Annotated in this window: 20 protein-coding genes; 8 read left to right on the top strand and 12 right to left on the bottom strand. The window is 70.2% G+C overall.

Annotated elements, in window-relative coordinates:
• Nucleotides 1–295 (top strand): DUF1080 domain-containing protein (locus VNO22_09350; GenBank protein HXG61569.1); only part of this gene is annotated, 295 nt, incomplete at its 5' end.
• A gap of 10 nt (nt 296–305) precedes the next feature.
• Here VNO22_09350 and VNO22_09345 read toward each other — a convergent pair.
• The 5 genes from VNO22_09345 to fusA all read right to left on the bottom strand — a co-directional run bounded on the left by VNO22_09345 (nt 306) and on the right by fusA (nt 6,447).
• Nucleotides 306–905, bottom strand: coding sequence for a hypothetical protein (locus tag VNO22_09345; GenBank protein HXG61568.1), 600 nt, complete (start codon nt 903–905; stop codon nt 306–308).
• A gap of 59 nt (nt 906–964) precedes the next feature.
• Nucleotides 965–2,998, bottom strand: coding sequence for a TonB-dependent receptor (locus tag VNO22_09340; protein ID HXG61567.1), 2,034 nt, complete (start codon nt 2,996–2,998; stop codon nt 965–967).
• An 82-nt stretch (nt 2,999–3,080) separates the two neighbouring features.
• On the bottom strand, nt 3,081–3,521 hold the full coding sequence (gene nikR / locus VNO22_09335; GenBank protein ID HXG61566.1) for a nickel-responsive transcriptional regulator NikR: 441 nt from the start codon (nt 3,519–3,521) through the stop codon (nt 3,081–3,083).
• A gap of 54 nt (nt 3,522–3,575) precedes the next feature.
• The gene (locus tag VNO22_09330; GenBank protein HXG61565.1) at nt 3,576–4,277 is read right to left on the bottom strand and encodes an energy transducer TonB; all 702 of its coding nucleotides are present in this window, start codon (nt 4,275–4,277) and stop codon (nt 3,576–3,578) included.
• Between the two features lie 142 nt (nt 4,278–4,419).
• Nucleotides 4,420–6,447, bottom strand: a complete 2,028-nt coding sequence (gene fusA, locus VNO22_09325) for an elongation factor G (GenBank protein HXG61564.1) — start codon at nt 6,445–6,447, stop codon at nt 4,420–4,422.
• Nucleotides 6,448–6,604: 157 nt separating this feature from the next.
• Between fusA and VNO22_09320 the strand changes: the two genes are divergently transcribed.
• Both VNO22_09320 and VNO22_09315 read left to right on the top strand, forming a co-directional pair.
• Entirely contained in the window at nt 6,605–8,191 is a 1,587-nt protein-coding gene (locus VNO22_09320) for an aldehyde dehydrogenase (NADP(+)) (protein ID HXG61563.1), read from the top strand.
• Nucleotides 8,188–9,348 carry a mandelate racemase/muconate lactonizing enzyme family protein gene (locus VNO22_09315; GenBank protein ID HXG61562.1) on the top strand — a complete coding sequence of 387 codons (1,161 nt, stop codon included), beginning with the start codon at nt 8,188–8,190 and terminating at the stop codon, nt 9,346–9,348. The genes VNO22_09320 and VNO22_09315 overlap by 4 nt, the downstream gene beginning before the upstream one ends.
• A gap of 3 nt (nt 9,349–9,351) precedes the next feature.
• Here the strand turns inward: VNO22_09315 and VNO22_09310 are convergent, their stop codons facing one another.
• The 3 genes from VNO22_09310 to VNO22_09300 form a co-directional block, all read right to left on the bottom strand.
• On the bottom strand, nt 9,352–11,403 hold the full coding sequence (locus tag VNO22_09310; protein HXG61561.1) for an EAL domain-containing protein: 2,052 nt from the start codon (nt 11,401–11,403) through the stop codon (nt 9,352–9,354).
• A gap of 86 nt (nt 11,404–11,489) precedes the next feature.
• Entirely contained in the window at nt 11,490–11,696 is a 207-nt protein-coding gene (locus VNO22_09305) for a hypothetical protein (protein HXG61560.1), read from the bottom strand.
• Nucleotides 11,693–11,995: a Dabb family protein gene (locus tag VNO22_09300; GenBank protein ID HXG61559.1), complete on the bottom strand. Its 303-nt coding sequence runs from the start codon at nt 11,993–11,995 to the stop codon at nt 11,693–11,695. Before VNO22_09300 ends, VNO22_09305 begins: the two co-directional genes overlap by 4 nt.
• A 123-nt stretch (nt 11,996–12,118) precedes the next feature.
• On the opposite strand from VNO22_09300, the gene VNO22_09295 reads away from it, so the two are divergent.
• Nucleotides 12,119–12,883, top strand: coding sequence for a class I SAM-dependent methyltransferase (locus VNO22_09295; protein HXG61558.1), 765 nt, complete (start codon nt 12,119–12,121; stop codon nt 12,881–12,883).
• A gap of 115 nt (nt 12,884–12,998) precedes the next feature.
• Here the strand turns inward: VNO22_09295 and VNO22_09290 are convergent, their stop codons facing one another.
• Genes VNO22_09290 through VNO22_09280 form a run of 3 tightly spaced genes read right to left on the bottom strand, consistent with a single transcriptional unit; the run spans nt 12,999 to nt 16,374 of the window.
• Nucleotides 12,999–15,434 (bottom strand): EAL domain-containing protein, encoded by a 2,436-nt coding sequence (locus tag VNO22_09290; protein ID HXG61557.1) that lies wholly within the window; start codon nt 15,432–15,434, stop codon nt 12,999–13,001.
• Nucleotides 15,435–15,489: 55 nt separating this feature from the next.
• Complete coding sequence (locus VNO22_09285; protein HXG61556.1) at nt 15,490–15,918, bottom strand: DoxX family protein; 429 nt, start codon at nt 15,916–15,918, stop codon at nt 15,490–15,492.
• Nucleotides 15,919–15,978: 60 nt separating this feature from the next.
• Nucleotides 15,979–16,374 (bottom strand): hypothetical protein, encoded by a 396-nt coding sequence (locus VNO22_09280; protein ID HXG61555.1) that lies wholly within the window; start codon nt 16,372–16,374, stop codon nt 15,979–15,981.
• 65 nt (nt 16,375–16,439) lie between these two features.
• On the opposite strand from VNO22_09280, the gene VNO22_09275 reads away from it, so the two are divergent.
• The 3 genes from VNO22_09275 to VNO22_09265 all read left to right on the top strand — a co-directional run bounded on the left by VNO22_09275 (nt 16,440) and on the right by VNO22_09265 (nt 18,967).
• Entirely contained in the window at nt 16,440–17,279 is an 840-nt protein-coding gene (locus VNO22_09275) for a fumarylacetoacetate hydrolase family protein (GenBank protein HXG61554.1), read from the top strand.
• A gap of 76 nt (nt 17,280–17,355) precedes the next feature.
• Nucleotides 17,356–17,847 carry a DUF1877 family protein gene (locus VNO22_09270; protein ID HXG61553.1) on the top strand — a complete coding sequence of 164 codons (492 nt, stop codon included), beginning with the start codon at nt 17,356–17,358 and terminating at the stop codon, nt 17,845–17,847.
• A gap of 91 nt (nt 17,848–17,938) precedes the next feature.
• Entirely contained in the window at nt 17,939–18,967 is a 1,029-nt protein-coding gene (locus tag VNO22_09265; GenBank protein HXG61552.1) for a ThuA domain-containing protein, read from the top strand.
• Here VNO22_09265 and VNO22_09260 read toward each other — a convergent pair.
• Nucleotides 18,964–19,596 (bottom strand): DUF1080 domain-containing protein, encoded by a 633-nt coding sequence (locus VNO22_09260; protein ID HXG61551.1) that lies wholly within the window; start codon nt 19,594–19,596, stop codon nt 18,964–18,966. The genes VNO22_09265 and VNO22_09260 overlap by 4 nt on opposite strands.
• A 107-nt stretch (nt 19,597–19,703) precedes the next feature.
• Here VNO22_09260 and VNO22_09255 point away from each other — a divergent pair, with 107 nt between their 5' ends.
• The gene (locus tag VNO22_09255) at nt 19,704–20,405 is read left to right on the top strand and encodes a peptidylprolyl isomerase (GenBank protein HXG61550.1); all 702 of its coding nucleotides are present in this window, start codon (nt 19,704–19,706) and stop codon (nt 20,403–20,405) included.
• Nucleotides 20,406–20,462: the final 57 nt, after the last annotated feature.

The following is a 20,462-nucleotide window of genomic DNA, read 5'->3' as shown; positions in this document are numbered from 1 at the left end:
CCCGCCGCTCGTGAACGCGTCCCGGAAGCCCGGGGAATGGCAGAGCTACGACATCGTTTTCGCGGCCCCGCGCGTGAAGGACGGGAAGGTCGAGCCCGCCCGGATCACCGTGTTCCACAACGGCGTCGTCCTTCATCACGGGACGGCGCTTCTGGGGCCCACGCAGCACCGGAAGGTGGCGCAGTATTCCGCCCAGCCGGCGACGCGGGGGCCCATCCATCTTCAGGATCACGGCGACCCCGTGCGGTACCGGAACATCTGGATCCGGCCGCTCAAGGGGTACGACGAGCCGTAGAGGAAGGCGCTCAGACCGCCGGGACGTTGCGGGTCTTCCCGCTGGGGGCGTCGCCCAGCCGCAGGAGCTGAATTTCGAACGCCCCGCGGGAGGGGGCGTAGACCAGGCTGATCAGGAGACGCACGCCGCACCGGGAGCAGCGTCCCCGGCGGTCGTAGAGGTCGCGGGAGGCGGCCAGCCGTCCTCCGCAGGACGGACAGGCGAAATAGATCCGGGGCGGGGGGTCCGGTTCCGCGGAGGGAACCGTTCCCACGACGGTGGTGGCGCCCGAGGGGACCTCGGTTTCCGCGTTCGGATCGGCCGACGGTTCTTCGCGCAGGAGTTCGCCTTCGACGGACGACGCCTCGTCGAAAAAGACCGGCCGGTAGACGTCTCCCTCGGGCGTGGGCGCCGCGATGCGCAGGACCTTCATCGGCCGCAGGCAGGACGGGCAGGCGAAGACCTGGTTGCAGTCCTCCGGGGTGACCTTGAGGATCTTCCCGCACCGGCAGAGGACCTCCTGCGGGCGCAGGGGCGATCCGGGACCCGCGGGAGGCGGGGTCCGGGGAGCGGCGGCCTCGCGGGCCTTGCGCAGCGCCTCCCGGATCCGCCGCCGCCGGATTCGTCTCATGCCGGGGATCATGATACCCCGACGAATCCAAAATGGGTATTCCTTTTCGAACGGAGGCTTCAGAACCGGACCGTCACGCCCAGCCGGAACGCGCGCGGTTCCACGGGATGGAAGTGGACGTCCGAAACGGGGGCGGGCTCGCCCGGAAGCTGCGACTCGTAGAAGTAGGCGATGTCGTCGTCCTCGGCGTTGAAGAGGTTGAAGATCTCCAGGGCCACCGTGACGTTGTCCCGCTCGTAGCCCAGGCGCGCGCTTACGAGGGTCGTGGCGTCCGAGCGTACGCCGCCGTCCTCGACCAGATCCCGCGGGCCGAAGTAGCGCACCCGAAGGGCGGCGAGGAACCCCCCGAGCCCCTCGACCGAGACCCCCGCGGCCAGCACGTCCTTCACCGCTCCCGGGATGTGATCCCCCGCGGGGTCGGAGTCCTTGAAGCGGGCCTTGGTGCGGGCGTAGTCGAGGTCCAGCGTGAGCCACGGAAGCGGCCGGTAGAAGTTCGCCCACTCGAAGCCCACGCGGCGGCTGGGGCGGCTGGGCTCCGTGATCCCCGCGTCGCCGACGAAGAGAAGCTCCGAATCGAGGTCGAGGAGGAAGACCGAAACCGTGCTCTGCAGGCCCGGCAGGAACGCGGTCCGCACGCCCGCCTCGGCGCCCTTGCTGCGGACGAGCGGATCGACGGGTTCCACGGGCGTCACGCCGTCGGTCGGGTCCACGCGGATCGTGGCGCCGCGGCCGTCGTTCGAGTGGAAGCCCAGACCGGCGTTCGCGTAGAACTCGGTGTCGGCCCACGGGCCGAAGGCGAGGCCGAGCTTGGGGCCGGCGATCGCGTCCGTCTCGGTTCCGGAATTGGCGTCCACGGAGCTTTCGACGTCCCACCGGTAGAGGTCCCCGCGCGCGCCCGCGGTGGAGCGCAGCCATTCGGTCCAGCGGATTTCGGCCTCGGCCCAGATCCCCACGGAGTTCTGGAGCACCTCGTCGTCGCGGACGGTCGAGAGCCGGACGCGCTGCGCGGTCTTGTGGAGCCCCACCTCGCCGATCGCGTCGTTGCGGGTCTCCAGTCCCACGGCGGCCGCGACGTCCTTGCCGAACCAGCGGTCGAACCAGCGGTGGGAGACGGCCGCTCCGGCGATGAGCCGCTGATCGACCTGCTCGAACTGGTCGCCGTTGGCCGGATCGTCCATGAAGTACGTGAAGTTGGAGAAGAGGCGCAGGCGGTAGTCGATGAGGTAGACGTTGGCCCGGGTGGCGGCGGCGTCGGTTCCGGATCTCCATTCGCCCGACAGGCTCCAGCGGCGGCTCCGCCCCCCGTCGGTCGGATCCACGACCCCGAAGCGGTCGAGCGTGCCGGCGTCGACGGCGCGCTTGGGGATCTGGTCGGCGGAGTTCCATTCCCCCTGATAGCCCATGAGGGTGACGTCGGCGCCGTTCTTCTCGTCGCCGGAGGCGAAACGCACCAGACCGTTGTATTTCACGAAGTTTTCGTCGATCTCCCAGGGGCCGTCGTAGTGCTGTGCTTCGAGGCCCCAGAGGAGGCGTCCCGGGCCGGCCGCGGCGGAGTGCGCGGCGACGGCCCGCTGGAAGCCGAATTCCCCGAGCTCCAGCCGCGCCAGCCCCCGCGGAAGGGACCGGAAGGTCCGCACGCGGGCGGACCCGGCCGAAGAGAAGTCCCCCTCCTCGGCGAAATAGGGGCCCTTGCGGTAGTCGATCCGCTCGACGAGCTCGGGGATGAGGAAGTTGAGGTCCGTGTATCCCTGGCCGTGGCCGTGGGTGGGCATGTTGACGGGCATGCCGTCCACCCACGTGGCGAAGTCCGTGCCGTGATCGAGGTTGAAGCCCCGGAGGAAGAACTGGTTGGCCTTGCCGCTGCCGGAGTGCTGGGTGACGATGAGGCCCGGCACGGTTTCGAGGACCTCCCCCGTCCGCAGGAGCGGCCGGCGGCGCAGCTCGTCCTGGCCCACGCGGCCTTCGCCGGCGCTTTCGGCGTCTCCCACGAGGTTCTCGGCCCGGCCCACGACGATCACCTCGGGAGGCTCCTGAGGCGGCGCGGGGGGATTCTGGGCGGAGGCGGCGAGGAGCCAGGCGATCAGCGGGTTCATCCTCATGGGCTCCTTATACCAACCCAGGGGTAGTATGAAAAGAAAAACAATCGTAATACCGCCGCCGAACGGCCGGGCGGGTCTAGGGGTGCGGGAGGCCGCGGCCGATGGAGCCCAGGGAAAGCGAGGCGTGCAGGACGCCTTTTTCGCGACCGAGAAGCGCCGCCAGCGTGCGGATGGAGCGCGCGCGGGCGCGCACCAGGATGACCTCCGCGCACAGGTCGTGGTCGAGATGCACGTGGGTGGCGGCCAGGATGGAGCGGAAATGGGCGTGCTGGAGTTTCACGAGCTTGTCGGAGAGCGCCCGGCGGTTGTGGTCGTAAAGGATCGTGATCGTGCCCAGGCAGACCCCGTCCGTGGCCCACTCGCGCGCCACGAGTTTGTCGCGGATGAGGTCGCGCAGGAACTCCGAGCGGTTGGCGTAGCGGCCTTGGCGCGCGAGCCGCTCGAAGGCCTCGTGGAGCGGACGCTCGAGGGAGAAGCTCGTGCGCACGAGGCGGGGGGAAGGACGGGATCGGGGCATGGGGGAAGTCTACGGCGCCGTCCCCGAGGGGGTCAAGGACCGGAGACGGGGGCGTCATCGGGTCAGAACGAACCGGACCGGCACCCGGACGGTGCTCTCGATCGGTCCGTTTTCTCCGCGGGCCGGATGGAAGCGCCACGCCGCCACGGTGCCGCGCGCGGCCTGGTCGAGGATTTCGTGTCCGCTCGACTCGAGGACGCGCACCTCGAGCGGGCGGCCGTCGGGGCCCACGCGGACTTCGAGGAGGACGCGTCCTTCCCATCCTCGGAGGCGGGCCAGGAGAGGATAAGGGGGACGGGGATTTTCGCCCTCCTTCGGGACGGCGGCGGGAGTTTCGAGCGCCCGGGGAGGGGCGGGGGCCGGAGCGGGCGGGGCGTTCGGGACGCGGACCCGGGTGCGGTACGCTTCGGCGCGGACGCGCGGCCGGTCGGGCGCCTCGGCCCGCAGGACGGGAGAGGTTTCCACGGGATCGGATTCGGGCGGCGCCGGATCGCGCCGGAGGAATTCCTCGAGGGACGGATCTTCAACCTCGGGCGTGACGTGGCGGCGGGCGTCCTCGCGGGGTTCGAAGAGGGGGATCTCCGGCTCGGGGGCGCGGAAGGCCAGGTCCGTGGCGACGCCGGCGGGGCCCTCTCCGGGGCGCGGCAGGCGCGCCGGGAGGCGCCCGGCGAGCGCCCAGAGAACGCCGGCCGAAAGCGCGTGAAACGCCAGCGAGACGGACAGGGCCCGCGTTTTGGGGGAAAGAGCTTTCTTCACCGCGTTGACCCTCCTCGGCCGCCGGATGAACCGCGGAAACCGGGGATCTCCACCTTATCCATGAGGGCGGGGGGATCGAACGTGTCGTCCCCCTCGATAAGGTTCCGCCGGGAGGCGGGTGTTACCGGAAAGGGGGAAGCCGTCAGGAGCGCGCCCGGGCGGCGGCGGCTTTCGCCCGTGCCGCGACGATTTCCTCGACCTTGGCGTACGGCACCGGCTCGTAGTGGTCGAAGGTCATCGTGAAGCTCGCCGTTCCGCGGGAGAGCGTGCGCAGCTGAGTGGCGTATCCGAACATTTCCGCCAGCGGCACCATGGCGCGGATCTCGTGGTTGGGGCCGCGCGGCTCCATGCCCTCGATCCGCCCGCGGCGGGCGGCCAGGTCGCCGTTGACCGACCCGAGATGGTCCGCCGGCGTGGTGACGTTGACCATCATGACGGGCTCCAGAAGCGTCGGGCTCGCCTTCCGGAATCCTTCCTTGAACGCCATGGACGCGCACGTGTGGAAGGCGCGCTCGCTGGAGTCCACCTCGTGGTAGTCGCCGTCCACGAGCGTGACCCGGACGTCCACGACCGGGTAGTTCGCCAGGACGCCCTTCTGCATCGCCTCGATGACGCCCTTTTCGACGGCGGGGACGTACTCCTTGGGGACGTTGCCGCCCTTGACCTCGTTGACGAACTCGAAGCCGGACCCCGCCGGCAGCGGCTCGATGAGAAGCACCGTCCGGGCGAAATCGCCCCGGCCGCCGGTCTGCTTGACGAGCTTGTGGTCCACCTCGGCCGCGGTCGTCGCCGTTTCCCGGTAGGCCACCTGGGGGCGGCCCACCTTGGCGTTGACGCCGTACTCGCGCTTGAGGCGGTCCACGAGGATCTCGAGGTGAAGCTCGCCCATGCCCGACATGATCGTCTCTTCCGTTTCGGGATCGTAGGTGACGACGAAGGTCGGATCCTCTTCGGCGAGCTTCGCCAGCGCGTAGGAGAGCTTGTCGCGCTCGGCCATCGAGGCGGGAGCGATGGACACCGAAATCACGGGGGCGGGGAATTCGATCGCCTCGAGGACGACCGGCTTCTCCTCGGTGCAGAGGGTGTCGCCCGTGAGGGTATGGTCCAGGCCCACGACCGCGCCGATCTCGCCGGGGCCCAGGGACTCCCGGGCGATGGGGCGATTGGCGTGCATCTCGACCAGGCGCCCCACCCGCTCGCGCCGCTTGCGCACGGAGTTGTAGACGTAGGAGCCGGCGGCCAGCGTTCCCGAATACACGCGCACGTAGACGAGCTTGGCGTGCCGGTCGCTGTAGATCTTGAAGGCCAGCGCGGCCAGGGGGCCGTCCTCGACCTTCGGGGAGGGGAGGTAGTCCACCACCGCGTCGAGCAGATGCTGGACGCCGATGTTCCGGGCCGCCGATCCGCAGAGCACCGGATGGATCGTGCGCCCGAGCGTGGCCTTCCGGAGCGCGGCCCGGATCTCGTCCTGCGAGGGTTCCACCCCCGCCACGTACTTTTCGAGCAGCGCCTCGTCCGTCTCGGACACTTTCTCGATGAGGTTCCGGCGCCAGCGCGCGGCCTCCTCCTGGAGCCCCGTGGGGATCGGGCGCTCCTCGAAGTGGATCTGGCCGCGGCGCTCCTCGAAGACGACCTCCACGTTCTTGACGAGGTCGATCAGCCCCCGGAAATTCTCGCCCGAGCCGATCGGAAGAATCACGGGCACCGCGTTGCCCCCGAGCTCCTCCTGGATCTTGCGCACCACGCCGTGGAAGTCGGCGCCCGTCCGGTCCATCTTGTTGACGAAGCCGATCACCGGCACCGAGTACTTTTCCGCCTGGCGCCAGACCGTCATCGACTGCGGTTCCACGCCGCCCACGCCGCAGAAGAGCGCCACCGCCCCGTCGAGGACCCGCAGGGAGCGCTCGACTTCGACCGTGAAGTCCACGTGGCCGGGCGTGTCGATGAGGTTGATGCGGTGGCCTTTCCACTCGACGGCCGTGGCCGCGGCGGTGATCGTGATCCCGCGCTCGCGCTCCTGCTCCATCCAGTCCAGCGCCGTCGTCCCCTCGTCGACTTCGCCGATCTTGTGGACGCGGCCGGTGACGTAGAGGATGCGCTCGCTCACGGTGGTCTTGCCGGAGTCGATGTGCGCGATGATGCCGATGTTCCGGATCTTCTCGGGGTTCATGTTCGGTTCGTAAGGATGGAATCCCGTCCGAAGGGGCGAAATCTTAGCGGCCCGGGGCCGCGAATGCAAGGGGGAATCGGACGCCGCGGCGGAAGAATTTCGGGGGGCCGTCGAAACCTTTCCACCGGCCGGGCCGGCGGCGTATGATGCGGGGCCCATGGAGCTCGACGGGAAAAACCGGATCGGCGGGCGGCCTTCCGCGCTCGGGACGCGGACCTTTCGGGTGTCCGCCCCGGGCGGGACGGGGGTCCTCCCGCCCGACTTCCACGAGGCGTCGGCCGAGGAAGTGGAGCGCGCGATGGCCCTGGCCGCGGAGGCGGCGGGGCCGTTCCGCGCCGCGGCGCCCGAGACCGTGGCGCGCCTTCTCGAGCGGATCGGCGAGGAGATTCTGGCGCTGGGGCCGGCCCTCCTCGAGCGGGCGGCCAAGGAGACGGCGCTCGGCCTGGAGCGCCTGGCGGCCGAGCGGACCCGCACGGTCCACCAGCTCGGGATGTTCGCGGCGCTGGTGCGGGAGGGGTCCTGGGTGGACGCGCGCATCGACCGGGCGCAGCCGGACCGAAAGCCTCTCCCCAAGCCCGACGTCCGCCGGATGCTCGTTCCGATCGGCCCCGTGGTCGTCTTCTGCGCCACGAATTTTCCGCTCGCCTTCTCGGTCGCGGGAGGGGACACGGCCTCGGCGCTCGCCGCGCGCTGTCCCGTGGTCGTCAAGGCCAACCGGGCGCACGCGGGGACCGCGGAACTCGTGGGGCGCGCCGTCGCGCGCGCGGTCGAGGCCTCCGGCCTTCCGCCGGGCGTCTTCGCGCTCCTCCACGGGGCCAACCACGGGCTCAACCTCGCGCTCGTCCGCCACCCGGTCGCGCGGGCCGTGGGGTTCACGGGTTCGCTCCGGGGCGGGCGGGAGCTTTTCGACGCCGCGGTCCGCCGCCCGGATCCGATTCCCGTCTACGCCGAGATGGGGAGCGTCAATCCGGTCTTTCTTCTGCCCGGGGCGCTTCGGGAGCGCGCCGAGGCGATCGCGGAGGGGCTCAAGGGCTCGATGACCCTCGGACAGGGGCAGTTCTGCACGAAGCCCGGAGCGGTGTTCGGCCCGGCGGGGGCGGATTTCGAACGGTTCGCCTCGACCCTCGCGCGGCTTGTGGAAGAACACACGCCCGGCGCCCTTCTCCACGAGGGGATCCTGCGCGCGTATGAAGAGGGGCTGCGCCGCCTGGAAGGACGGGCCGCCTGCGTGGCGCGCTCGAAGGCCCCCGCCGATCCCGCCCGGACGCAGGCCCCGGCCGCCCTCTTCCGCGCGGACGCGGGGGCGTACCTCCGGACCGGCGAGTTGCGGGAGGAGGTCTTCGGTCCGGCCGCGGTGCTCGTGACGTGCGCCTCGGAGGAGGAGTTCGAGCGGGCGGCGCGCGCGCTCGAGGGCCACCTGACCGCCACGTTCCACGGGACGCCGGAGGATCTGCGGCGCCACGCGGGACTCGTGGCGATCCTCGAGTCCAAGGTCGGCCGGCTCGTCTTCAACGGGTTCCCGACGGGCGTGGAGGTGTGTCCGTCGATGCACCACGGGGGCCCCTATCCGGCGACCACGGACGCGCACTTCACCTCGGTGGGCACGGCTGCGATCTACCGGTGGGTGCGGCCGGTGTGCTATCAGAATTTTCCGGACGAGGCGCTGCCGCCGGAGCTGCGGCGCCGCAACGAGCGGGGTCTCTGGAGGCTCGTGGACGGCGTGTGGACGAGGGACGACGCATGAAGATCACTCGGCTGACGCCCCTGGTTCTGGGAACCCCTTGGCGCAATCTCACGTTTCTCAAGGTCGAAACCGACGAAGGGCTCGTGGGCGTTTCCGAAGGGCGCAACGTCAACCGCACCGAGGCGCTTCTCGGGTACCTCCAGGGGGCGGCCCGGCGCCATGTTCTCGGGAGCGATCCCTTCCGGATCGAAGACCTGGTCCGCCGGATGTTCGTGGAGGACTACGCGCGGGTCGAGGACATTTCCGGAATGGGCATCGCGCTCGTCGAGATCGCCTGCTGGGACATCGTGGGGAAGGCGCTCGGGCGGCCGGTGTATCAGCTTCTCGGGGGCGCGGTGCGGGACCGGATCAAGGCGTACGCGAACGGCTGGTACACCGTGGATCGGACGCCCGAGGCGTTTCACGAGGCGGCCCGGAAGGTGGCGGCGCGCGGATACCGGGCGCTCAAGGTGGATCCTTTCGGCGCGGGGTTCTACGAGCTGGAAGCGGCGGAGCTGCGCCGGTCGGTGGCGCTGGTCGAGGCGATCCGGGACGCGGTGGGGCCCGACGTCGAGATTCTGATCGAGATGCACGGGCGGTTCAGTCCGGCGACGGCGGTGACGGTGGCGCGGGAGCTGGAACCGTTCAAGCCCTCCTGGGTCGAGGAGCCGGTGCCGCCGGACAACTTCGAGGCCCTGGCCAAGGCGGCGGCGAAGATCCGGATTCCGGTGGCGACCGGCGAGCGGATCCACACGCGCCACGAGGTGCGGCGGCTTCTGGAGCTGGGGGCGGTGGACGTGCTCCAGACGGACATCACCGAATCGTGCGGCCTTCTGGAGGGGAAGAAGATCGCCGCGATGGCGGACGCCTCGTATGTGACGTTCGCGCCGCACAACGTGGGCGGGCCCGTGAGCACGGCGGCGTGCCTGCATCTGGACGCCTGCACGACGAACTTCAAGATTCAGGAGCACTTCAACGATTTCGTGGACGCCTGGGTGAAGCAGGCGGCCTCCGGGCCGGGGTACCCCGAAGTGAAGGACGGCTATTTCCCCCTTCCGGGAGGACCGGGGCTCGGGGTCACCCTCAACGAGGACTTCATCCGCGAGCATCCGATGAAGCCGGAGGGGTTCAATCTCTTCCGGGAGAACTGGCATCGGCGCCAGACCGCCGGGGGGTAAGGTTCAGAACCGGCGTCCCTCCGCGAGAAGCGCTTCGGCTTCGGCCCCGGGAAGGGGCGGGCTGAAGGCGAACCCCTGAGCGTACTCGCACCGGAGCGCCTTCAGCGCGGCCAGCTGCTCGGGCGTTTCCACCCCTTCGGCGACCACGTGGATGTCCAGGTTCTGCGCGAGCGAGAGGATCGTGCGGACGATCTCGTTTCCCTCGCCGCCGGGGCGCAGCGACGTGAGGAACGAGCGGTCGATCTTGAGCGCGTCGATCGGGAAGCGGTGCAGGTAGCTCAGGGACGAGTATCCCGTCCCGAAATCGTCCAGGTACAGGCGCGTGCCGTCCCGGCGGAGCTCCTCGAGGGTGGCGTTGGACGCCTCGGTGGTGTCGAGGAGGACGCCCTCGGTGATCTCCAGTCCCAGGCAGTCGCCCTGGAGGCCGGTGGCGCGGAGCGTCCGGCGGAGGTGCTCGGCGAGATCGGGCTGCGCGAAGTGCCGGCCCGAGAGGTTCACGCTTACCGAGAGGGGGCGCGCGTGGGGATAGCGGCGGTGCCATTCGTGAAGCTGCCGGCAGGCCTCGCGCAGGACCCAGCGGTCGATGTCGACCACGAGCCCGGTTTCCTCGGCCATGCGGATGAATTCCATGGGAAGGACGAGCCCCCGGTGGGGGTGGTTCCAGCGCACGAGGGCCTCGAAGCCGGCGATCCGGCCGTCGCGCAGGGACACGATGGGCTGGTAGTGGACGGAGAACTCACCGCGGTCGATGGCCCGGCGCAGGTCGGTTTCCATCTTGAGGAGCGCCACCGCGCGGGCGTGCATGGCGGGGTCGAAGGCTTCGTGGCGGGAACCGCCTTTGGCCTTGGCACGGTACATGGCGATGTCGGCGTCGCGGAGGAGGTCTTCGGGCCGCTCGTAGCCGGTGGCGCTGAGGGCGATGCCGATCGAGGCGGAGGTGAAGACCTCCTGGCCCTCGAGAACGAGGGGACGCCGGATCTCGCGCTGGATGCGCTCGGCGACCTGGGCCGCGTCGGCGCCGTCGCGGACGTCCTCGAGAAGCACGGTGAACTCGTCTCCGCCGAGCCGGGCCGCCGTGTCGCCCGGGCGGATGCATTTTTCCAGGCGGCGGGCGATTTCCACGAGGAGCCGGTCGCCGGCGCCGTGTCCGAGGGAGTCGTTGACGAGCTTGAAGCGGTCGAGGTCGAGAAAGAGGACGGCGAAGAGGCGTTCGCGGCGGCGCTGGGCGTGGCGCAGGGACTGTCCGAGCCGGTCCATGAAGAGCGCGCGGTTGGGAAGTCCGGTCAGGGCGTCGTGGAAGGCGTCGTAGAGGAGCTGTTCCTCGAGGGACTTGCGCTCGGTGACGTCGGTGGCGGTGACCACGCGGTAGCGCAGGGCGCCGCGGGCGTCGAGGAGGTCGGTTTTGGACCAGGCGATGCGGGGGCGGGCGCCGTGGCGGGTGATCCAGGAATGCTCCTGGGGGTCGGGAAGCGGGGCGGACTGAGGGCGTTCGAGGATGGCGCGGGCCTGTTCGCGCTCCTCGGGGGAAAAGAGGGTTTCGTCGAAGGGGCGTCCGAGAAGCTCTTCGGGCGGGTAGCCCAGGAGGTGGGACGCGGCGCGGTTGAAGCGCACGACGCGGCCGGCGGGGTCCAGGACGAGGACCATGGTGGCGATCGTGTCGAAGACGGCGCCGATGAAGGCGCGTTCCTCGCGGAGCGCGCCGCGGGCGCGCGCCCCCTCGGCCGCCAGCCGCAGGAGGGCGGCGATCCGCTCGAGATCGGCGCGGTCGGCCGAGGGCAGGCCGGGGGGGAGGGCGGCGCCGGGGGCGGCCAGGGCCACCGCGGGCAGATCCGGCGGCAAGGGGGGCGGGACGTCTCCGGCCCGAAGGTCCAGAAGCGCCGCGTCCCAGGGTCCCGGCGGCGTTCCGTCGGCCAGGGAAGCCAGGGGGGCGATCTCGCAGGCGAAGCGTTCCGGCCGGGCTTCGAGAAGCGCCGCCAGGGGGAGGGCCTGGGCGGGGTCGGCGGCGGCCAGGAGGATGCGGAACCGTCCCGCTCCCGCGGTGTCCGAATGATCCATGGGTGGAAGGTTTATTCTATGGGCGCACCCGCGCCCTGCATACTATAGCCCGGGAACGGCCGGGCGGGGGAGGAAAAATGAGGCGGCTAGCGCGGGCGGCGCCGCAAGGGCGGGCCGGACCGCCAGGCGCTGAACTCCAGGACGGCGCGGCAGTGGGGGCAGACGTGGGCGCGCTCGAAGACGCCCGGGGCCAGGGGATGGTCGAAGGCCACCAGCCGCTTCCGATCCGCCGGACGGCGGCAGGCGCGGCAGAGGGGACCCACCCCGGACGGCGGCGGAACGGGCGGCTTCATCCCACGAAGTCGTACACCTGGACGCGCTGCCAGTGCGCCTTGTTGCGGCGGATGAACTCGTGGTGGAGCGGATGCTCCTGGTAGACGTCGTGGCCGTAGCGGTCGTTGAGGACGACGGTGAGGCCGACGGCGTACGAGTTGTCCACGACGTCGCGCGGCGTCTGGGCCGGGAGCCCCGCCCAGAGCTGGCGGACGGTGGGGATGCGGCCCAGGTACTCGCGGCAGTCGCGGACGAGCTGGTCGCGGGCGGCCGCAGGAGTGTCGGGCCGGAGCCAGAAGTAAACGGTATGGATGAACATGACGCATCCCTCCCACGCCGGCGAGCGGCGAAAAGTCGTTCCCCGGCCCCGGGCGGGGCCGGAGCACCGGGGGGAATCGTACCCGGCGGCCGCCCGGTCGTCTATACTCCCGTGGGAGGAGCCATGAAGGAGAAGCGCGGCGGGACTCGGGCGGTCGGCGCGGTGCCGGTTCTGGTTCTGACGGTTCTGGGGGCGGGCCTGGCCGGCCGCGGGGCGGCCCAGGATCTCCCCCCGCCGCCGGTTCCGCTCTACGAATATCGGGCGCTGCACGACCCCAACGGGATCGGCAAGTTCTACATGGGACGCGAGATCGCCCATGTCATGGGCGCAGGCGCGATTCCGTGGCTGGAGCGCCCGGAGCGCGAGCGCGAAGAGGATCCCGCCCGCCTCCTCGAGGCCCTGGAGCTTCGGGAGGGGGACGTTGTGGCGGACGTCGGGGCGGGCTCGGGGTATCACACCTTTCGGATCGCCCCGCGGGTGGGGCCGCGGGGAAAGGTCTACGCGGTGGACGTGCAGCCCGAAATGCTCGAAGCGCTGCGGTGGAACGCCCGCGCGCGGGGCGCGACGAACGTGGAAGTCGTCCCGGGGACGCCGCAGGATCCCCGCCTTCCGGAAGGGGCCGTGCACCTGATTCTCCTCGTGGACGTTTACCACGAGTTCGCCTGGCCGTACGAGATGATGCGGGCGCTGCGCCGGGCGCTCCGGCCCGGAGGGCGCGTGGTCCTGGTGGAATTCCGCAAGGAGGATCCCCGCGTGCCGATCAAGGAAGTCCACAAGATGTCCGAGGAGCAGATCCGGCGCGAGATGGCCGCCGTGGGCCTGAGGTGGCGCAGGACCGTGGGGACCCTCCCCTGGCAGCACGTTGTCTTTTTCGATAACGGGCGGTGACGGCAAAAAATTTTTCTTGCAACGGTTCGGCAAATGGGGTACTAATAAAGGTGTCCGAGACACCCCAGGTGCGACCGGGGTGGGGCCCGCGCCCTCGCGGCGCGGGCCGCTTTTTTTACCACCGAGGATCCTGAGCCAGGATCTCCTCCGCCCGTCCCGCGGGCACCGGCAGGCTGAAAAGCGCCCCCTGTCCATAGCCGCACCGCAGGGTTCGCAGCTCGGCCAGCTGGTCGGGCGTCTCGATCCCCTCCGCCACGACCCGGAGCCCCAGGTTGTGGGCCAGGGTCACGATCGCCCGCACGATTTCGTGCCCTTCTCCCCGCGGGCCCATGCGGGCCACGAAGGAGCGGTCGATCTTCACCACGTCGATCGGGAAGCGCTGCAGATAGCTGAGCGACGAGTACCCCGTTCCGAAATCGTCGAGGTAGATCCGGACGCCCAGGCGGCGCAGGCGGCCCAGGATCTCGAGCGCCTGATCGGTGCTCTCGATGAGGACGTTCTCGGTGATCTCGACCGCCAGGCTCGGACCGTCCAGGCCCGCCTCGGAGATCGCCTGCTCGACCGTCTCGACGAGATCGGGCTGCCGGAACTGGCGGCCCGAGAGATTGACGCTGACGGTCAGGCGTCCGGCCGCCTCCGGGAAGCGCCCGTGCCAGGCCTTGACCTGCCGGCACGCCCGGCGCAGCACGGCGCGGTCGATCGCGATGGTGAGCCCCGCGTCTTCCGCCACGCCGATGAATTCCCCCGGCGGCACCATCCCGCGGCGCGGATGGCGCCACCGGACGAGCGCCTCGAAGCCGGCCACCCGGCCCGTCTCCAGGGACACGACCGGCATGTAGTGATCCTCGAATTCCCCGCGCTCCAGGGCCTGCCGCAGATCGGTCTCGAGCTCCAGGAGCGCCACCGCGCGGGCGTGCATGGCGCTGTCGAAGACCTCGTGGCGCGCGCGACCCTGAGACTTGGCGCGGTACATGGCGGTGTCCGCATCCCGCAGGATGTCCTCGGCGCGCTCGTAGCCGGTGACGCTGAGGGCGATCCCGATCGAGACGGTGCTGACGATCTGCTGGCCGCCGGCCGCCAGCGGCGCCTGGAGAGAAGCCTGGATGCGCTCGGCCACGTGGACGGCGTCGTTGGGGTCGGGCACGTCCTCGAGGAGGACGGCGAACTCGTCGCCCCCCAGGCGCGCCACGGTGTCGCCGGGCCGCACGGCCGCCTCCAGGCGCCGGGCCGTCTGGACGAGAAGCTCGTCGCCCGCCGCGTGGCCCAGGGAGTCGTTGACGAGCTTGAAGCGGTCGAGGTCGAGGAAGAGCACCGCGAACGGCCGCCGGGGGTTGCGGCGGGACTGCCGCAGCCGATGGCTCAGCCGGTCGAGGAAGAGCGAGCGGTTCGGGAGCCCCGTCAGGGAATCGTGCAGCGCGTCGTGAAGGAGCTGCTCCTCGGCGAGCTTGCGCTGCGTGGTGTCCGTCTGCGCGCCCACCATGCGATAGGGGCGGTTTTCGCCGTTGCGGACGGCCAGGCCGCGGCTGAGCACCCAGCGGTAGCCCCGGTCCTTGTGGCGGATCCGGTGCTCGCTCTCGAAGACGGGGGTCCGGCCCGCCAGGTGCGCCTCGAGGGCGGCCCGCACCTGAGGGGCGTCCTCGGGGTGAACGCGGCGGAACCACTCCTCCGGCGACGTGCCGATCTCGCCGTCCTCGTGACCGAGCATCGATTTCCAGCGGGAGGAATAGTAGACCTCGTTCGACTGGAGGTTCCAGTCCCAGAGTCCGTCGTTGACGCTCTGGGCCGCCAGCGCGTACCGTTCCTCGCTGGCCCGCAGCGCCTCCTCCGCCCGCTTCTGCTCCGAGATGTCCAGCGCCAGACCGCCCACGAATTTCTGTCCCGAACCGTCGTCCACGGGGAACTGAAGGATCCACCAGTGCTGGACCTTTCCGTCCGGGCCCGGAAGGGACGTATAGAGCTGCCGCGGGCGGCCCGTCGCCAGAACGCCCTGGTCGTTTTCCGCCATCGCCGCCTCGGTTTCCGCCGGCCAGGGGCGCACGTCCGACCGGCCGGCCAGGGCGTCGCGGCGGACGTTGAAGGTCATCTCGAACGGCGCGTTCACGTAGACGTAGCGGCCTCCGGCGTCCTTCATCCAGGCCACGGTGGGGCTGTGGTCCATGAAGGCGCGGAACCGCTCCTCGCTTTCGCGCAGCCGCAGGGCCACCTGCTCCGTGCTGCGCCGGTGAAGGACCCCCACCAGGGCCACCATGGCCAGCATCACGGAGCACAGGACGCCGATCTTCTCGAGGTCTCCCGGCTCGTACCGGAAGGGCGCTCCCGGCCTGGAGAAGGACACAAGGAAAAAAAGAGCCGCCAGGACGGCGCTGGCGAGGCCGGACCGAAAGCCGCCGGCGAACGTGGCGAAGACGACCACGAGGAGGATGATCGAGGCGGCGTTCGGGATCTCGAGGTTGACCCACCGCCGCAGGAGTTCCAGGGCGGCCGCGGAGAACGCCGTCAGGAGCGGCCCTCCGATCGCGCTCCATCGGTTCGTCGCGGTCCCGCGTTTCATGGCTCCGGCCCCAGACCCCCCGGGGAAGTATAACCGGGGAGTCGCAGGCCGGGGCTCAGGAATCCCGCCGCCGCGCCAGGACGGCGTCCAGGGAGAAACGGCCGGGACCCGTCAGGACGATCGCCGCGAAGGCGGCCGCGAGATTCAGGGCGTATTCCATGCCCTTGGGGAGAAAGTAGCCTTCCTTCGCGTGGACGACGAGGGCGGCGACCAGCATGTTGATCGTCAGCGCCAGCGCCGCCGGCCGCGTCAGAAGTCCCACGGCGACCAGAAAACCGCCGCCGAACTCGGTCGCCGCGCTCAGGAACGCCATGAGCCCGGGCGCGGGAAAGCCCAGGGACACCAGGTGTCCGCTGAATCCGGACAGACCCACCTGGAAGAACTTCTGCGCTCCGTGGGCGGCCAGGCACAGTCCGATGAAAACCCGCAGGACGAGGAGTCCCGCGGACGGCACGGCTTCCCGCACGCCGGGGGAAACGATCATCGCGCACCTCCGACCCTCGAACGGCCGGGAGGGAAGGAATATTCCCCGGCGGGAACGCTTCTACGCGCTTTTCGGCTTGGGGCGCGTGCGCCACGTGCGCGGAGGGCGGCCGCATTCGGGACAGGCCACGCCCGATTCCTCCACCGCCTTCAGGCACACGTAACAGCGGAAGGCGTCCGCGGCGTAGTCGCGGTAAAAATAGTTCTCCGCCCCGCACCCGGCGCAGCGGGTGATGAAAACTTCCTTGTCCTCGTGCCGGTCGCTGCCGGAACAGACGAACATGATGGCGCCGGTGTCCTCCCGGCGGACCCCGTCGCGCTCCGGCGGCGGCGGGGCGGCGCCCCCCAGAATCCCGGCGCGCGCCACGGTCGCATGAGGCCGGGGCACGACGACCGGGTCGCCCGAGGCGCATGCCGCCAGCGCCGCGACCGGAAGAATCCCGAGAAGCTTTTTCATGGCCGCCCCCTTCCGTCTCGAACTCGTTGGGAGTATACCCCGCCGTCCGGTAGAATGCTTCCTCGATGACGATGCTCTACCGGAGCCGGGACGGCGCGGCCGTGGCCGTCGAGGACGGGCGGGCCGTTCGCCTGGAGGACGACTGGGACGCGCTCTTCAACCGGCCGGATCTGGCCGCGTATCTGCGGCGCCGCCTGCGCGGGGCGGACGGGCGCGCCTCGCGCTGGGATCCGGATCGCGTCCCGCCGGCCGCCCCGATCGCCGGCCAGGAGGTCTGGGCCGCCGGCGTCACCTACTATCGCAGCCGCGACGCGCGGATCGAGGAGTCCCGCGACGCCGGGGGCGGCGACTTCTACGCCCGCGTGTACGAGGCCGCCCGGCCGGAGCTGTTCTTCAAGGCCACGCCGCATCGCGTCGTGGGGCATCGGGACAGGGTCCGCATTCGGCGCGATTCGCGCTGGAACGTGCCCGAGCCGGAGCTGGCTCTGGCCGTCAACTCCGCCGGCCGCATCATCGGCTTTACGATCTGCAACGACATGAGCTCGCGCGACATCGAGGGGGAGAATCCTCTCTATCTGCCCCAGGCCAAGGTGTACGATCGATGCTGCGCCCTGGGGCCGGGGATTCTCGTCGCCGCCCGGCCGCTTCCCCGCTCGACCGCCGTCCGCATGGAGATCCGCCGCGCGGGGCGGCGCGTCTTTTCGGGCGCCACGACGCTCGCCCGGCTGAAGCGCTCCCCCGAGTCCCTCGTCGCGTGGCTCTTCCGGGAAAACCGCTTTCCCGCCGGCTGCTTCCTTTCGACGGGCACCGGCATCGTGCCTCCGGACCGGTTTTCGTTGCGGCCGGGGGACCGGATCCGGATCTCCATCCCGCCGATCGGAACCCTGGAGAACGAGGTCGAATGAGCCCCGCGGGGCGCCTTCCGCCCCGTTGCCCGGCGCCGCGCGCCCGGCTATGATGCAGGTGAGGAGCCCGAGAGGCATGAGCCGCGCGCGGGGAGTTCACTTCGCGATCGTCCCCTCGGAGGCGCAGCGCCTGCTGGACGCCGAAGGGGACGACGCGGTCCGCGAGGTCCTTGAGGATTTCGAAGCGCGACCGGAAGCGGCCCCCCGCCTGGACCTGGGGACCGTCTGGGATCCGATCCACCGGTGCCTGTCGAACGGCACCCTCTTCTACGACGAGGGGGAGTATCCGCTCAACCATGCCGTCCTCGGCGGGCGCCATCTCTACAGCGGAGACGAGCGCGTCGTTTCCTTCGTGGAGGCGGGCCAGGTGCCGGAAGTCGCCCGGGCGCTTCAGGGCGTCTCCGAAGACTGGTTCCGGGAGCGCTACCAGGAGATCGATCCGGACGACTACGACGGACCGTACGGCGAAGAAGACCTCCGCCGCGCCTGGGAGGCCTTCCGGGACCTGAGGCGTTTCTTCGCCCGGGCGGCCGAAGAGGGAAGGGCCGTCGTCTTCACGGCGGCCTGAAGGTCGAAAGTCGCCCGCGAATCTTTCCGCGACGCCGGGGTCGGGAAGCGTTATTTCCAAAGAGAGAGCGGACGGCGAAGGGAGGCTTTCGATGAGACACGCGATGCTTCTTCCGGCGATCGTGGCGGCGCTCGTGCCGGTTTCCGGAGCGGCCGCGCCGGCCCAGGAAGGCAAAAAGAAGTACAAGGCGCTCTACGTCACGCAGTCCAAGGGGTTTCGCCACGGGTCCGTGACCCGGAAGGACGGAGCGCTTTCCCCTTCCGAAGTCGCCGTGACCGAGATCGCCCGCGAGAGCGGCCTCTTCGAGGTGGAATGCACGCAGGACGCTTCCCTCCTGACCCCCGAGAAGCTCAAAGAGCTGGATGTGGTCCTTTTCTACACGACGGGGGCGCTGCCGATCAGCCCCGAGAATTTCGAGGCTTTTCTCGCCTGGCTGCGCTCCGGGAAGGCGTTCGTGGGGATTCATTCCGCGACGGACACCTTCCACAATTACAAGCCTTACGTCGAGCTCATCAACGGCGTCTTCGACGGGCATCCGTGGGGGGCCGGCGAGACGGTGACCCTGCGCGTGCACGACCCCGAGCATGCGGCGGTGAAGTCGTGGGGCTCGGAGCTCGTGATCAAGGACGAGATTTACCAGTACCGCCACTACGATCCCAAGGCGGTGCGGGTCCTGGCGAGTCTCGACATGGCTCGCTGCAAGACGAAGCGCCCGTGGCACGTCCCGGTCGTCTGGGTGCGGCAGGTCGGCCGGGGACGGCTCTTCTATACGAATCTCGGGCACAACGAGGGAACGTGGCAGGACCCGCGGTTCCGCGCCCATCTTCTGGCGGGCCTTCGGTGGGCGCTGGGGCTGGAGCCCGGATCGGCCGAACCCAATCCGGACGTTCAGGCCCTCGAGGGGGTGCGCTCCTTCTGTGCGGCGGCGGCCGCGGAGCTGGGGAAGGACTACGCGTCGCTGGCGGCCGGCGCCGAGGCGGGAGCCAGGGATTCGGCCTGGCTGGAACGGATGGCGGCGGAGCTGGCCGCGCTCCGGAAGCTCGATCCCAAGAAGGACGCCGACCGGCGCCGCGCGGACATGGAACGCCTGGCGGCGGAGATCGAGAAGCGCAAGAACTAAAGCCGCCGCAACCGGATGTTCCGGAACGCCGAGGTCGTCATGTAGGTGGCCAGCCCGAGAGGCTGCGAAATCTCCATCGCCGGGTGAATCGAGATCGAGCGGTCCTTCAGGGCGAGATCCACCACGGGCTGCTCGTCGATCCACGCCTGGATCCGCTCGGGCGTCACCCGCAGCCGGATGCGGTACCAGCGGCCTTTCTCGTACTCGCGATACGTCCCCGTCTCGTTTTCGGAGGCGTTCATTCCGTCCACGCTGGAAAGGCCCGTGACGCTGCCGCCCCAGCCGCCCGCCACGAAGCTGCAGGAGGCGTTCCCGACGGGGAAGGCGATGCCGCAGAAGATGTCGCTTCCTTCGATCTTCATCGCCTCGAGGGACAGCTCATAGTTCGTGCGGGGAAGGGGCTCGCCCGTCCAGTGGATGCCGGAAAGCTGCACCCCCGCCTCCACCACGATCCGGCCGTCCTCGACGCGGACCTTGCCCTCGCCTCCGAACTCCGTGGGCTTCCACGAGCCGAGCGAGGTTCCGTCGAAGAGGACCCGCTCCGCGGTCCCCGGCGCGGGAGCCGCGGCGCAGGCCGAAAGGAGGACTCCCAGGAAACCGGCGGCGGCATGAGCGGCGCGTCGCGTCATGGATTCTCCTCCGTGCGCTTCCTATATAACGTGCGCCGGGCGCGGTGTCACGGGGCGCGGCACATTCTCTGGAACTGGAGGCCCCCGCGTCCTATCCTGGGAGCCCTATGATCCCGAAGCGGGCGCTCCTCGTCGCCGCGGCCGCGCTGGCGGCCTGCTCCGAGCGGGCGGAGTCCCCGGCCGCCGCCCCGGTCGCTCCCGCGCCGGCGGCGCCCGCGCCGGCCTCCTCGGCGGAGCCCCTTCGCGACCCGCGGCACCCGGAGATGAACCGCCCGGCGCCCTCCGAATTCCGCGTGCGCGTCGAAACCAGCCGGGGGCCGTTCACGGTTCTGGTCGTCCGTTCCTGGGCCCCCCGCGGCGCGGACCGCTTTTACAACCTCGTGCGGCACGGGTTCTACGACGACGCGCGGTTCTTCCGGGTGATCCCGGGCTTCGTCGCCCAGTTCGGCATCCACGGCGATCCCGCCGTCTCGGCCGCCTGGCGCGAGGCGGCGATCGCGGATGACCCGCCCCAGCAGAGCAACCTGCGCGGGACCGTCGTCTTCGCCACCGCCGGCCCCAACACGCGGACCACCCAGATCTTCATCAACTTCAAGGACAACACGCGCCTCGACCGCATGGGCTTCGCTCCCTTCGGGAAGGTGATCGAGGGAATGGAGGTCGTGGACGCGCTTTACTCCGGCTACGGGGAAGGGCCGCCGCAGGGGATCGGCCCGCGGCAGGATCTCCTCCAGAAGGAAGGCAACGCCTATCTCCGCCGGGAGTTCCCGGAGCTCGACTTCATCAAGTCCGCGCGCGTCCTTCCCTGAAGGAAGGTTCGGCCGCCACCCGGCCGCCGTCCCGCGTGTTCATATCGGTGCGCCGTC

The organism is Planctomycetota bacterium (genome assembly GCA_035574235.1).
Classification (GTDB): Bacteria; Planctomycetota; MHYJ01; order MHYJ01; family JACPRB01; genus DATLZA01.
The sequence above is the reverse complement of the archived record's forward strand: the minus strand, read 5'-3'. Positions and strand labels throughout refer to the sequence as shown.

What these genes read in the sequence shown, in the direction of transcription:
- VNO22_09345 (HXG61568.1), bottom strand. Translation starts at nt 905, where the DNA reads ATGAGACGAATCCGGCGGCGGCGGATCCGGGAGGCGCTGCGCAAGGCC.
- VNO22_09340 (HXG61567.1), bottom strand. Translation starts at nt 2,998, where the DNA reads ATGAACCCGCTGATCGCCTGGCTCCTCGCCGCCTCCGCCCAGAATCCC.
- nikR (HXG61566.1), bottom strand. Translation starts at nt 3,521, where the DNA reads ATGCCCCGATCCCGTCCTTCCCCCCGCCTCGTGCGCACGAGCTTCTCC.
- fusA (HXG61564.1), bottom strand. Translation starts at nt 6,447, where the DNA reads ATGAACCCCGAGAAGATCCGGAACATCGGCATCATCGCGCACATCGAC.
- VNO22_09320 (HXG61563.1), top strand. Translation starts at nt 6,605, where the DNA reads ATGGAGCTCGACGGGAAAAACCGGATCGGCGGGCGGCCTTCCGCGCTC.
- VNO22_09315 (HXG61562.1), top strand. Translation starts at nt 8,188, where the DNA reads ATGAAGATCACTCGGCTGACGCCCCTGGTTCTGGGAACCCCTTGGCGC.
- VNO22_09310 (HXG61561.1), bottom strand. Translation starts at nt 11,403, where the DNA reads ATGGATCATTCGGACACCGCGGGAGCGGGACGGTTCCGCATCCTCCTG.
- VNO22_09305 (HXG61560.1), bottom strand. Translation starts at nt 11,696, where the DNA reads ATGAAGCCGCCCGTTCCGCCGCCGTCCGGGGTGGGTCCCCTCTGCCGC.
- VNO22_09300 (HXG61559.1), bottom strand. Translation starts at nt 11,995, where the DNA reads ATGTTCATCCATACCGTTTACTTCTGGCTCCGGCCCGACACTCCTGCG.
- VNO22_09295 (HXG61558.1), top strand. Translation starts at nt 12,119, where the DNA reads ATGAAGGAGAAGCGCGGCGGGACTCGGGCGGTCGGCGCGGTGCCGGTT.
- VNO22_09290 (HXG61557.1), bottom strand. Translation starts at nt 15,434, where the DNA reads ATGAAACGCGGGACCGCGACGAACCGATGGAGCGCGATCGGAGGGCCG.
- VNO22_09285 (HXG61556.1), bottom strand. Translation starts at nt 15,918, where the DNA reads ATGATCGTTTCCCCCGGCGTGCGGGAAGCCGTGCCGTCCGCGGGACTC.
- VNO22_09280 (HXG61555.1), bottom strand. Translation starts at nt 16,374, where the DNA reads ATGAAAAAGCTTCTCGGGATTCTTCCGGTCGCGGCGCTGGCGGCATGC.
- VNO22_09275 (HXG61554.1), top strand. Translation starts at nt 16,440, where the DNA reads ATGACGATGCTCTACCGGAGCCGGGACGGCGCGGCCGTGGCCGTCGAG.
- VNO22_09270 (HXG61553.1), top strand. Translation starts at nt 17,356, where the DNA reads ATGAGCCGCGCGCGGGGAGTTCACTTCGCGATCGTCCCCTCGGAGGCG.
- VNO22_09265 (HXG61552.1), top strand. Translation starts at nt 17,939, where the DNA reads ATGAGACACGCGATGCTTCTTCCGGCGATCGTGGCGGCGCTCGTGCCG.
- VNO22_09260 (HXG61551.1), bottom strand. Translation starts at nt 19,596, where the DNA reads ATGACGCGACGCGCCGCTCATGCCGCCGCCGGTTTCCTGGGAGTCCTC.
- VNO22_09255 (HXG61550.1), top strand. Translation starts at nt 19,704, where the DNA reads ATGATCCCGAAGCGGGCGCTCCTCGTCGCCGCGGCCGCGCTGGCGGCC.